The sequence below is a fragment of the Mycobacterium sp. genome, from assembly GCF_049278535.1.
GTDB lineage: Bacteria > Actinomycetota > Actinomycetes > Mycobacteriales > Mycobacteriaceae > Mycobacterium.
Genome location: NZ_JBAPMI010000252.1, coordinates 1 through 12,349, shown reverse-complemented (window position 1 = coordinate 12,349; position 12,349 = coordinate 1). Strand labels below are relative to the sequence as shown.

13 protein-coding genes are annotated in these 12,349 nt (G+C 67.6%); 7 read left to right on the top strand and 6 right to left on the bottom strand.

The window, feature by feature from the left end; all coding sequences use genetic code 11:
• Positions 1-1,876 (top strand): ATP-dependent DNA helicase (locus tag WAO18_RS17110; protein WP_422207428.1); only part of this gene is annotated, 1,876 nt, incomplete at its 5' end.
• Between the two features lie 199 nt (positions 1,877-2,075).
• Here WAO18_RS17110 and WAO18_RS17105 read toward each other — a convergent pair.
• Both WAO18_RS17105 and WAO18_RS17100 read right to left on the bottom strand, forming a co-directional pair.
• Positions 2,076-3,110, bottom strand: coding sequence for an LLM class flavin-dependent oxidoreductase (locus WAO18_RS17105; RefSeq protein WP_068920425.1), 1,035 nt, complete (start codon positions 3,108-3,110; stop codon positions 2,076-2,078).
• Positions 3,107-3,703 carry a TetR/AcrR family transcriptional regulator gene (locus WAO18_RS17100; protein ID WP_068920424.1) on the bottom strand — a complete coding sequence of 199 codons (597 nt, stop codon included), beginning with the start codon at positions 3,701-3,703 and terminating at the stop codon, positions 3,107-3,109. Before WAO18_RS17100 ends, WAO18_RS17105 begins: the two co-directional genes overlap by 4 nt.
• Positions 3,704-3,772: 69 nt before the next feature.
• Between WAO18_RS17100 and WAO18_RS17095 the strand changes: the two genes are divergently transcribed.
• Genes WAO18_RS17095 through WAO18_RS17075 form a run of 5 tightly spaced genes read left to right on the top strand, consistent with a single transcriptional unit; the run spans position 3,773 to position 7,040 of the window.
• Positions 3,773-4,969, top strand: coding sequence for a cytochrome P450 (locus WAO18_RS17095; protein WP_068920423.1), 1,197 nt, complete (start codon positions 3,773-3,775; stop codon positions 4,967-4,969).
• Positions 4,970-4,972: 3 nt separating this feature from the next.
• Positions 4,973-5,176 (top strand): hypothetical protein, encoded by a 204-nt coding sequence (locus WAO18_RS17090; RefSeq protein WP_068920422.1) that lies wholly within the window; start codon positions 4,973-4,975, stop codon positions 5,174-5,176.
• 53 nt (positions 5,177-5,229) lie between these two features.
• Complete coding sequence (locus WAO18_RS17085; protein ID WP_192860469.1) at positions 5,230-5,697, top strand: PaaI family thioesterase; 468 nt, start codon at positions 5,230-5,232, stop codon at positions 5,695-5,697.
• 6 nt (positions 5,698-5,703) lie between these two features.
• Positions 5,704-6,153: a PaaI family thioesterase gene (locus tag WAO18_RS17080; protein ID WP_422207427.1), complete on the top strand. Its 450-nt coding sequence runs from the start codon at positions 5,704-5,706 to the stop codon at positions 6,151-6,153.
• The gene (locus tag WAO18_RS17075) at positions 6,150-7,040 is read left to right on the top strand and encodes an alpha/beta fold hydrolase (RefSeq protein WP_068920419.1); all 891 of its coding nucleotides are present in this window, start codon (positions 6,150-6,152) and stop codon (positions 7,038-7,040) included. The genes WAO18_RS17080 and WAO18_RS17075 overlap by 4 nt, the downstream gene beginning before the upstream one ends.
• 236 nt (positions 7,041-7,276) lie before the next feature.
• Here the strand turns inward: WAO18_RS17075 and WAO18_RS17070 are convergent, their stop codons facing one another.
• The 4 genes from WAO18_RS17070 to WAO18_RS17055 form a co-directional block, all read right to left on the bottom strand.
• Complete coding sequence (locus tag WAO18_RS17070) at positions 7,277-7,600, bottom strand: hypothetical protein (protein WP_327533322.1); 324 nt, start codon at positions 7,598-7,600, stop codon at positions 7,277-7,279.
• 56 nt (positions 7,601-7,656) lie between these two features.
• Positions 7,657-10,677: an RND family transporter gene (locus WAO18_RS17065; protein WP_056549682.1), complete on the bottom strand. Its 3,021-nt coding sequence runs from the start codon at positions 10,675-10,677 to the stop codon at positions 7,657-7,659.
• Between the two features lie 47 nt (positions 10,678-10,724).
• The gene (locus tag WAO18_RS17060) at positions 10,725-11,159 is read right to left on the bottom strand and encodes a DUF6188 family protein (protein WP_056547432.1); all 435 of its coding nucleotides are present in this window, start codon (positions 11,157-11,159) and stop codon (positions 10,725-10,727) included.
• Positions 11,160-11,251: 92 nt separating this feature from the next.
• The gene (locus WAO18_RS17055; protein WP_056547435.1) at positions 11,252-11,845 is read right to left on the bottom strand and encodes a TetR family transcriptional regulator; all 594 of its coding nucleotides are present in this window, start codon (positions 11,843-11,845) and stop codon (positions 11,252-11,254) included.
• A gap of 157 nt (positions 11,846-12,002) precedes the next feature.
• Between WAO18_RS17055 and WAO18_RS17050 the strand changes: the two genes are divergently transcribed.
• Positions 12,003-12,349: TetR/AcrR family transcriptional regulator (locus WAO18_RS17050; protein WP_422207426.1), on the top strand; the 347-nt coding region annotated here is incomplete at its 3' end.

Sequence of the window (12,349 nt, the reverse complement as noted above, 5' to 3'; positions counted from 1 at the left end):
GGTCGACCGTCAGGCGGTGGCGGCGATGGCCGCGCGGGCGGACAAGGCCGCGTTGACCCGCGCGGACCTGGTCGAGGTGATCGGCGCGCAGCTTCCCCTGATGGCCGACAACCCTGGCGTGGCCGCGGCGGAGGGTGGCGTGGACGGCTCCGCAGGGGATGTGGTGATGCCGCGCCAGGTCATCGAGGAGTGCGTCGACGCAGTCGCCATGCGGTTGACCGGGCCGCGGTTGGCGCATCAACGCGAAGGCACCGAACGGTTCACCGTGGACCTGATCCTGGTCGAGGAACGGCGGGTGTTCGACATGGTCGACGAGACCAGCCTGCGCAACGCGTGCTGGGTCCGCGAGTTCGACACCCCGGAGGCGTTGGGGCTCTCCGCGCAGCAGCACGCCGCGGTGACCGCGATCGCGGCCAGCCCCCAGCTGGTGCAGCCGTTGTCGGCGCCGGCGGGGGCGGGCAAGACCACCTCGATGCGCGCCTTGCGGGCCTTGGTGGAACGCCAGCGTCGGGGGACGGTGATCGTGATCGCACCGACTGGGAAGGCCGTGGACGTCGCCGTCGCCGAAGGTGCTGCGAGCGAGGGGTTCACGATGCACGCCGCGCTGGCGCGGTTGGCCGACGGGCGGCTGACGTTGGGTCCGTTCGACGTGGTGGTGGTCGACGAAGCCGGGATGGTCGGCACCCATCAGTGGCGTGCTCTGCTCACCCACACGACCACCGCGGGGGTGAAGACGGTGATGGTCGGTGACCCGCATCAGTTGGCGCCGGTGAAGGCCCGTGGAGGGATGTTCACCCAACTGTGCGAGGAGCTGCCCTGGGCTCAACGGTTGTCGGAGGTGTGGCGCATGCACGACCCCGGTGAGCGGTCGGCGTCGTTGGCGTTGGGCCAGGGTGGGCCGGCGCCGGTGCGCCGCGCCGTGGGCTGGTACCGCGACCACGACCGCCTTCACTGTGGGGATCAGGTCACCATGGCCGCCGACGCCCTCGAAGCCCACCAGGGCGACGTCACCGCCGGCCGGGACGCCTTGCTGATCGCCGACACCACCGAGACCACCGACGCCCTCAACCGGCGCATCCACGACCAGATCACCGAACAGCGGACCCGTACGGGCCGCGACACCACCACCGTCACCGCCGCGCGCGGACACCAGGTCGGGGTGGGGGACGTCGTCCTGACCCGACTCAACGACGCGACCATCGAGGTGCGCGACCGGGCCGACGTCACCCAGCGCCTGCCCGAGGCTCCGGTCCGTAACGGGCAGCGCTGGCAGGTCCTCAAAGTCGACGACACCCCCGATCATCCGCGCATCGCCGCCCGACGACTCGGCGACGGCGCGGTCACGGTCCTCGAGGGCGACTACCTCAAAAAGCAGGTGCAGCTCGGCCACGCGATCACCGTGCACTCGGCCCAAGGGGTCACCGCCGACAGCTGTCGCGCCGTCATCGGTGACACCACCACCCGCAACCTGGCCTACGTGGCGATGACCCGCGGCCGCGACACCAACGAGGTCTACCTCTACGAACGCACGATCACCGAAGCCGACCACCACCGCGACCACCCGGCACCCGACGAGGCAGGGGTGCACGTCGCCCAGCGCGGTGGGGCCGTCCAGGCCGCCCGGATGATGCGGCAGATCGTCGGGCGCGACGAACCCGCCCGCACCGCCCACCGCACCGCCGCCGACACCCCGGCCGAACTCCTGCCCGAGCTGGTGGCCAACCTGGTCGCCGAACACCACTCGGCGGTCACCCGACGGCACGTCGACTATCAGAAAAGTCAACGCGCCCAACGAGATCGGACGTTGGACCGCAGCCGCGGACTAGACCGTGACCGCGGCCGGGAACGCGATCGCGGTTATGACCTGAGCCTCTGATGCTCAAGAGTCTTCCCGCTGCTTTGGTGAGAGGTAAGTGGGCTTCGGTGCACCCCATGTCGCTCGTCACCGCACCTGGTGATGGTCATCGCTTTCGTCGTTGCCGGGAGTGACCGACACCTGCAGCCAAGTGCTTCAGGATTCAGGGAAGCGGGCCGTTGTGAACATCGAAGGCGCGACGGCGTGCGTCGAGTGAGCACTATTGCGCGGCGTGAGCAATCCTGCGTGGTGAGCATTCCCTGATGAGGCTTTCGAGGTTCTGCTGCACGCGTTCGGGGGCGATGCCCACCGATGGTGAGTACAGCATGATGTGGTCGAGAACGCCTTCGTAGCGCGTGAGCCCGACGCGGACGTCGTCGGCGGTTCCGGCGACGCCCATGGTGTCGATCATCTCCTCGGACACCGCGGCGAACATCGTGGGGAAGTCGCGTCGGGCGAAGGCTTCCCGGATGGCTCTGCCCTCGGTGGCGAAGCCGTTCACGTCGAGCACGGTTTCGTAGGACTTGACCGAAGCGTAGAACGCGATCTGTTGCGCCAGTTCACGTCTGGCGACCTCGGCGTCGTCGTGGATGGCGCACATGACCATGGAGACGACTTCGACGTCACGGGGGTCGCGGTCGGCGTGCGCGGCGCCCTTGGCGATGGCGGGGCGGACGATCTCCTGGACGTAGGTGGTGGTGAACAGGGGGTGGCCGGCCAGGCCGTCGGCCACCCGCCCGGCTGTCTCGCACATCCGGGGGCGCACACCGGCGGTGATGATCGGGATCGCGCGGCTGGGTGGTTGTACCTCACCGGTGGGGGTGAGGTGCATCGTGTAGAAGCGGCCGTCGTGGTGGATCGGGCCGTCGTGCAGGTTCCAGATGCGGCGCAGCAGACCGACGAGTTCTTCCATGCGCAGCGCGGGTGCGGCGGTGTCGGATACGCCGTGCCAGTCGCTCATCATCCGTTTGGTGCCGTTGCCGATGCCGAGTACCAGTCGTCCGTCGGAGAGTTCGTCGAGGTCGCGTGCTTCGGTGGCCAGCACCAGGGGGCTTCGTCCGATCCCGTAGAGAATGGAGGACCCGATCCGGCAGTTCTGTGTGCTGTTGGCCATCGCGGCCATGGAGATGGACCCAGAGCGGGAGTAGAACTCCGAGGCCCAGGCGGCGTCGAACCCGGCCGCGTCGGCGGCCTGGGCGGTCCGGGCCAACGACGGCAGATCCGCGCCGAGGACCGAGAGGCCGTAAGTGCTCATGCTCGGTCTCCTCGGCGCGGGCGTAGTCCGTCGAACATGACGGCTCTAAGGGTTCCGGCGACCACCGTCTCGTCGAGAGGCTGGTCTGCGACCAGGTACATGAGGGCGTTTATCGTGACCGCGCCGAACAGCGCCATGGAGGCGGATCGTGGATCTGGCTGGGCGACAAGGGATCCGTCGCGGGCGCCTGCGACCAGCAGTGCTTCGACGGGTTGCTGGTAGGCGGTGTTGATCATCTCGGCGATGACCGGCATCCGGGCCGCGCGTCCCAGTTCGCCGATGAGTGCCCGACAGACCGCTGGCCGCTGCGCCATCGCCCGCAGTTGTGCGCCGATGACGAGTTCGAGGCGTTCGGCACCGGTGCCGTCGGTGTGCACGATCGCCGCCACAGCATCGGCGATGTCGGTGAGGAGGTCTTCGAGTAGATACGCGAGGATCTCCTCCTTGCCCGTGAAGTAGTAATACAGCGTCGCTTTCGGCACGCCGGTCACCGCGGCGACGTCCTCGATCTTGGAGTCGTTGAGCCCTTTTTCGGCGAACAGGTCCGCCGCTGCGGGGAGCCGGTCAGCGATCTGACGTGGAATCTTGCGCATTGCCCAATCCCGTTCTTCAAGTTTAGACTCCGAGTCTAAACCCTTGCTTCATGGCGGTGGGAGGTCCTCGTGGTCGCGGTGCCCATGCGGTATGACCCGTTCGACGCCTCGATACTCGAAGACCCCTATCCGACGTACCGCGTGTTGCGCGACGCGGCTCCGGTATACCGCGCGCAGGATTCGCACACCTGGGTGTTGAGCCGGCACGCCGACGTCCAAGCCGCGGCCTTGGATCACGGCACCTACTCCTCGGTGGACGGGATCTTCCCCACCCCGCCGGGATCGGACTTCATCGGGTCGTTTCTGCCGATGATGATCGTGATGGACCCGCCCCGACACGACCAGCTGCGCGCCCTGGTGAGCCGGGCGTTTACCCCCCGCAGGGTCACCGGCCTTCAGACCACCATCACGCGGATGGCGGCGGAGTTGTTCGAACGCCTCGACGAGGGGTCGGGGTCGGCCGATTTCGTGACCGACTTCGCCGCCATCCTGCCCGCCGCGGTGATCGCCGATCTGTTGGGCGTTCCCGCCACCGATCATGATCAGTTCCGATCGTGGTCGAGCCAGCTGGTGCAGGTCGACGTCACCCACGGTCACACCAGCGACGCGCTGGCCGCGGCCGCGTCGATCTACGCTTACTTCACCGATTTCCTCGCCGACCGCCGCCACAATCCCCGCGAGGACCTGATGTCGGCGTTGGCGAACGCCACCGTGGACGGGGTCGGGCTCACCGACGAGGAGGTCCTCGGCTTTTGCGCGCTGCTGCTGGTCGCGGGCTACGAGACCACCACCAACCTGCTGGGGAACGCCGCGGTCGTGCTGGCCCAGCATCGACAGGCACGTCGCCGACTGGTCGCCGATCGCACGCTGCTGGTACCGGCGGTGGAGGAGTTGTTGCGTTATGACTCACCCGCGCAGGGGCTTTCGCGAACCCTGACCCGTGACGTCGTTCTTCACGACACGACGATGCGCCGCGGAGAGAAGGTGCTGCTGCTGTTCGGCTCGGCCAACCGCGACGAGCGTGTCTTCCCCGATCCGGACGTGTTCGACATCGATCGCACCTGCGAACACCAGGTGGCCTTCGGTCGCGGTGTCCACTTCTGCCTGGGTGCGGCACTGGCGCGGATGGAGGCTCGGACCGCCCTGAATGCGTTGCTGGACAAAGTGCCCGACTGGGAGGTCGACCTGGAGTCTGCGCGTCGTCTGCGGTCCGGGCCGATCCGGGGCTTTACGTCGCTGCCCATCATGTGGGCCGCACCGGTCTAGCCCGTGCCCCTGTCCGACGGCCTCGACGATCCGTCCCTTCCCGCGCAGGCCACCCGCAATCCCACGGGCAGCCCGAAGTGGACGCTGGGGGTGTCGTGCCTGTCGGTGGCACTGGTCTTCGGCACCAGCCAGGCCGCGATGGCGCTGTCGGCGATCACCGCGGTCGGATCGCAGATTGACACGTCTACAGAATCGAGCACTCCGTGAGCGAGGCGCTGAGCGGTGAGCCGGTGCGGTTGCCGCCGCACACTCCCACCTGTATGGGGTGCGGCCCCGACAATCCCCACGGCCTGCAGATGGAGGTGTTCCGATCCGGGCAGCAGGTCTACACCGACCTGGTTTTCGACGAACGGCACGGCGGGGCACCGGGTCTCGCGCACGGAGGTGCGATCGCCGCGGCGTGCGACGACTTGTTCGGCTTCACCCTGTGGATCGTCGGAACCCCGGCGGTCACCCGCAACCTGGCCGTCGGCTACCGCGTGCCGGTGCCGTTGCATCACCCCCACCGCATCGTCGCGCGCGTCGACAGCCGCGAGGGGCGAGCCCTGCACGTCAGTGCGACCGGGATCGGGCAGGACGGCATCGTGCGCTTCACCGCCACGGCGATGTTCGTTGCCGTGGACGTCGAGCACTTCGCCGCCCACGGCGACCTCGGCGCGTTCGGTGACATGCTCGAGCGTTTCGCTGGAGCACGACCGTCGGCCGATGACAGAGAAGGCGAGGATTGACAGACGATGGTGACCACGACGTTCGCGCACTTCGACGCGCAGATCGCCGACCAGCTGCTCCACGCGGCGAACACGGCGGGCGGACTGTCGACGTTCCTGAATTTTCGACACACCGCACTCACCGCGGGTCGGCTGGTGGCGGAGATGGATACCCGCGAGGACCTGCTGACCCCGTTCGGCAATCTGCACGGCGGGTGTTTGTCGGCGATGGTCGACCATTGTCTCGGGGTGGTGTTCTACCCCGTCATTCCGGCGGGATCGTGGGTCGCGACCACCGAGTTCAAGTTGAACCTGCTCAGACCCGTGTCCAGCGGGGTGTGCGTCGCCATTGCCGACATCGTGTCGCTGGGCAAACGCAGCGGGGTGGCGCGCATCGACATCACCAACGGCGACAAGGCCGTATGCGCCGCGCAGGGCACCGTCACGATCGTGAGCACCGCAGGCAACGCATCGTGACTTCGGTCGTGCAGCATCGGGTCCGGACCGGAGACGGGATCACCCTTGCCGCCGAGTACTACCCCCACGACGGTGATCGTCCCGTCGTGTTCCTCCTGCACGGCGGCGGTCAGAACCGGCACGCGTGGACCACCTCAGCGCGCCGGCTCCAGTCGCGCGGATACTCGGTGGTGGCCTATGACACCCGCGGTCACGGCGACAGCGACTGGGATCCGGCCGGGCGCTACGACGTCGAGCGACTCGCCACCGACCTGCTCGCCGTCCGTGACCACTTCAGCGCCAATACCCCGCCCGCCGTCGTCGGCGCATCGCTGGGGGGAATGACCGCCCTGGGCGCGCACCTGCTCGCATCCGGGGCGTCGTGGGCGGCGGTGATCCTGGTCGACGTCACCCCGCGGTTGGAGTTCGAGGGTGCCCGTCGCGTCGTGACGTTCATGGCCGCCCACCCCGACGGCTTCGCCACCCTCGGCGATGCCGCCGAGGTGATCGCCGCCTACAACCCGCATCGCGCGCGCCCCGAGAACCTCGACGGCCTGCACAAGGTGCTTAGGCAGCGTCCCGACGGTCGCTGGGTGTGGCGATGGGACCCGGCGTTCGTCCACTCCAACTTCGACTTCCTGCGCGACGGCGCGGCCGCGGGCACCGAGCAGTTCGACGCGATCAGCCATCTGCTGATTGACGGAGCCCGACGCGTCACCGCCCCAACACTTCTCGTCCGCGGGCTGCTGTCCGACGTGGTCTCCCAGGCCACCGTCGAGGAGTTCACCCACCTGGTCCCGCACGCCGAAACCGTCGACGTGTCCGGCACCGGTCACATGATCGCCGGGGACGACAACGACGCCTTCACCGCCGCGGTCACCGACTTCCTCGACCGCTGCACTCTCTAGACCGCGCCACTGCACCGCTCGGGCACGCTGCCCACGCTTGGGCGACGCGGCCAGTTCGGTGACGTGTTCAGTCTGTAGAGTTTCTGCGCCGTCGGCTGGCTACGTGTCCAAAATCGTTGCTGCACTGACTATTTCGCCGCGCATCACTCATCCGACATGTCGAGCGGTGGTGGACTACCACCACGTCAGCTCTCGAGAAGCTTTGCTTTTCCACGCAGCAGTTCCCCGGCCCGCTGTCAGCAGCCGAGTTCCCCTCCGGCGGCGACGATGATCTCAACGGCGGCCGGTACTGATATCGCCAAGTCCTTCGAGACCATCTCAATGGCGTCAGAGGATGGATGGCCGCTGTGGGTCAGCTGGCACACCTTGTAGCCCTCGGTCAGCAGTTGTTGAGCTGTCAGATACGCCAGCCTGCTCTGAAGTCGCTGGAGGTAGCCGGCCTCATCGGCGACCGCAGTGGGCGCGGTCGCGACCCCGATGCCCACAGCGATGGCCAGCAGGGCTACATGGACGGCTCGTGGACGCCGGTTCCGCCGCAGCGATGTCCGCGTCGACCCCACACGGACATCGCCTGCTGCGGTAGGTCGGGACGAGTGAGCACAGGCAACGCGGTCGTTCATGAGGTCCGTCTCTGGGGGGTGGTGGGGCGGTGGGGCCACCAGCTGGCCTCGCGGAGCAGGACGGCGATGGCGGGGACGGTGAGGGTGCGCACGACGAAGGTGTCCAGCAGCAGACCGCAGCCGATGATGAATCCGGCTTGGATCATGATGGCGATGGAGCCGACCATCAGGCCCAACATGCTGACCGCGAAGATGATGCCGGCCGAGGTGATCACCGACCCGGTGCTGGCCACGGTGCGTAGGACCCCGACGCGGATGTTGCGGGTGGATTCCTCCTTGAGCCGCGACACCAGGAGCATGTTGTAGTCGGCGCCCACCGCGACCAGGATGATGAACGCCAATAGCGGTACGGGCCAAGCGATTTCACCACCGAGTCCCCACTGGAAGACCAAGACTCCAATGCCCAGCGAGGCAGTGTAGTTGAGCACCACGGTGCCCAGCAGGTAGAGCGGGGCGAGCAGTGCGCGCAGCAGCAGCACCAGGATCAGGCCCACGATGAGCAGGGTGGAGGCGGCCAGCTGGATGAAGTCGGCGGTCAGGAGGCGCTGAATGTCGGAGTTGACCGCCGGGAACCCGGCAACCGAGATGCGGGCTTGCGCCAGGGAGGTGTTGGGTCTGGCTGCCTCGGCGACGGCGACCATCTGGTGGGACAAGTCCATGGCCTCGGCGCTGTAGGGGTCGTTGCTGGATTCCACGAGGAATCGGGCGGTCTTGCCGTCGCGGGAGAGGAACTGTTTGGCGACGTCGGCGAACTGGCGGTTCTCGAAGGCGTTGGGCGGCAGAAAAAAGCCGCTGGAGGTGTCGGAGCCGGTGCTGGCGCGCGCCGAGTTCTGCAGCTGGGTGGCGATCTGGCTCATCCCGCTAAGCATGTCGATGTTGCTGTCGGCCAGGGTGTGCACGCCGGTGGCCAGGGCTTGGGCGCCCGAGGCGAGTTGGCCGATGCCGTCTTGGAGTCGGCGGACGTTACCGGCCAGGTTGGCGGGGTCACCGAGCGCGCCGAACGCCTTGTCCAGCGAGGTGACTGCGGTCTGGACGCCGGCCAGGGTGTCGGCCACGGATGCGTTCTGGCCGACGGTGTCCCCGAGCCCGGCGACCTGGGTGAAGAACCCGGCGTTGCGCAGCGTCGTGAGGACCTGGACCTGGTCGCGGATCTGGGCGCACTGCGGTGTGGTCGCGCACCACGGCGAGGTGTTCAGCGCGCCCACCAGCGGGTCGATGGTGGCGATGGCACCATCGGCCTGCTCGGCGAGCGGGCGCAACCCCGGTCCCGAACGCAGCGCCTGGTCGACCGCGGGTGCGGTCGCCGAGAGTTGGCTCAACAGGGGCCGAAACTGGTCCACCTTCCGCCCTGCGCTCTGGGCCTGATCGAGGATTCCGGTCAGCGGGGTCAGCGCGGTCCGCAGGGTGGTGTCGAGTTGGGCGAGGCCACCGGCGAGTTGGTCCGCGCCGCCGGTGAGCTTGGCCAGGTCATCCTTGCGGGCGTTGCCGTCGTCCACCGCGCCGGCCATCTTGTCGCCGATTTGTCCGTTCTGCCACCCCAGTTGGGCCTGCTCCAGGCGGGCTCCCGCGGGTCGGGTGACCCCGGACACCTTCGTCACCCCGGGGACCTGCGCGATGCGCGAGGCCATCTCGTCGAGGTCGGCCAGTCCCTTGCCGGTGCGCATGTCGGTGGGAGACTCCACGACGAGGAATTCGGAGATGACGACGTCGGTGCGGAAGTGCCGGTCCAACAGCTGATAACCCTCGTTGCTGGCGGTGGTGGCGGGTTGTCCCTTGCGGTCGTCGTAACTCAACGTCATCGTCGTGGCGACCGCTGAGAGTGCCAGCAGGATGGCCAGGCTGACCAGCAGCAGCGGCACCGGCTTGCGCACCACCGCCACGGCCACGGAGTTCCAGTACCGCCGGGTGCGGTCGGACTTGGGTTCGCCGATACCGCGTTTCGCGGCCAGCGACAGCACCGGCGGCAACAACGTCACGGTCGCCACGAACCCGACCAGGACGGCGACCGCGCAGGCCGGTCCCATCCCGGCGAACACGCTCAAGTTGGCGAACACCATCGCGGCGAACGCCAACGCGACCGTGGCGGCCGAGGCCAGGATGACGCGGCCGATGCTGGCGGTGGCGTGCTCCACCGCCTGATCGGGGGCGACCTGCGCCCTGCGCTGTTCGTGGTAGCGGCTGATCAGGAAGACGGTGTAATCGGTGCCGGCGCCCAGCAGGATCGCCGTCATGAAGGCCACGGTGAACTGCGAGACCGGCATACCCAACTCGCCGAGTACGGACAGCACTCCGCGCCCCACCGCCAGACTGATGCCGATCACCAGCAGAGGCAACAGCGCGGTGAACACCGACCGGTAGACGATGAGCAGGATCAGCGCGATCAACCCGGCGGTGGCGATGGAGATGAACAGCAGATCGTGTTCGGCCTCGGCGATCTGATCGCTGAACGTCGACGGCGGCCCGGTCACCCGTACCGTCGTCGACGATCCGGCGAACGCGTCGGCGGCGATCGCGCGGACCGCGGTGACCGATTCGGCGGCGGCGGGGTCACCGAGCGTGCCGGCCACCCCCACCGGCAGATACCAGGCCTTGCCGTCCTGGCTGAGTGCCTGGGTGGCGGTCACCGGGTCGGCCAGCAGGTCTTGAACCAGCAGAACGTGCGTGGTGTCGGCGCGCAGCCGCGACACCAGATCCGTGTACTGCGTGCGCGCCGAGGGGGTCAGGCCTGCCGGGTCCTCCATCGCGACGAAGAGCATGGTCTTGGAGCCCTGCTCGCCGAAGGCCTCGCTCATTCGGTCGAGGGTTTGAAAAGACGCCACGTCGCGGGGGATCAGCTGGACGGATTGTTTCTGCACCACCGTTTCCAGTTGCGGGAACAGCAGGGCCAGGACCACCGCCAGTCCGACCCAGGCGCCGATCACCAACGCCTTGTGTCGCACGGTGAATCGGGCCAACGCGCCGAGGCGCTCGCTGTACTCCCCGGAGGTCTTGGCAGCCGAAATGGTGCGTTCACGCACCCGGGTGGCGGCGGCGTCGGGCGGGTCCGCTTCGTGGCCGTCGACGCTCAAGGGCGCACCGCAGGGCGCTCGGACACCAGGTCGTCCGCGGGCATGTCGTGGCGGACGACGCGGACCCGGCCACCGGGTAGACAAGCCATGTAACCGTGGCGCTTGCCGTACAACTCCCACGCCGCGAAGCACTCGTCGGCGGCCACGGTGAAGCCGTAGCCGTTGGAGAACTCGACACGCAGCGTGCCGTCGTCCTCGCAGGTGGCGAGCGTGCAGACGCTACCGGCGAAATTCAACAACGGGCGCTGATGATTCGGTACGTCATTCGGGTCGACCATCACGTCTTCGGCCGGGTGTGCCCCCACCGCAGGAAGCGACAAGCGCAGTGGTCGGGTAACGACCAGCTCGTTGTAGTCGGCCATGGTGAGTACCAGGCCGCCAACCAAGCTGACGCGCTGGACCTCGCAGGCTTCGATCCACTGGGTGATCATGAGACCTCTCTACCTCGATCTGATTCGTAACGATACCATCAGTATCGGTGCGCTACTAATAGTGTTGTTTCGTGTGGATCGGGTTGGCCCGGCTACCTCTCGTCGTGGACTATCAACGCGATGCTGCGCTCCAGTCCGATCGCGACGTCTTCGGTGGAGGCGCCGTGCCGGACCCACGCGATCAGGCTGGCCAGCCAGATATCGCCGACCAGGGCGGCAACTCGGTGTTGTGTCGGGCTCGGCTCCTCACCGGCGATCGCCAGCCCGATCAGGTGCTCGATGACCCCCGCCGCGCGGGCCACCTCGGCGCTCGCGCTGCCATCGGCGACGACGAATGCGCGGGTCACGGCCTCGGTCAGGGCCGGCCGAGCGCGCCATTCCTGGCATAGTCGGGTGTTCAACTGCTCCACCCGCAGGCGCGGCGATCCCGCTGTGACCGTCCAATCTCGTTCAGCGCCAATACGTTCGAACTCACGCGCGAGGACGGCGATCAGCACGTGCGGCTTCGACGGAAAGTAGCGATACAGGGTGCCGACTGCCATGCCCGCACGATCGGCGATGGCGCGCATCTTCACGGCGTCATATCCACCGCTCGTGGCGATCGTCGCGGTGCAGTCAAGGATGATCTCGCGTCGGCCGAGTCTCCCGGTGAGGAAATCGTGCCTGATCGATTCGGTTGTCGTCATCGGCGGTCCGCAGCCTTTCGCGTGCTTAGGGCTGTCAGAGCGGTGACACTGTCACGTTCAGCCGCGGCTAGGGATGACCAGTATCGCTACGCTACCGTTGGTACCATAACGTGGTGAGAGTCGTAATGACCAGACAATCCCGGCGACGGAAACGGCGTTGAGCGAACATGTGTTGCCCGACGGCGACGACGCCGATCCGCGTCGGGCGCGGTCACGGACCCGACTGCTCGACGCCGCCGCTCACCTGCTCAGTACCGGCGGAGTCGAGGCGGTCACGATCGAGGCGGTCACCAAGGCCTCGAAGGTCGCACGAACCACCCTCTACCGCCACTTCACCAGTTCCTCCCACCTTCTCGCCGCCACCTTCGAGCGACTCCTGCCCCAGGTCACCCCGCCGCTTCCGAGCTCAGTTCCCCTGCGAGAGCAGCTGATCGAACTGCTCACCCGTCAGGCAACCTTGTTCGCCGAGGCACCCCTTCACCTCACCACCCTCGCCTGGGTCTC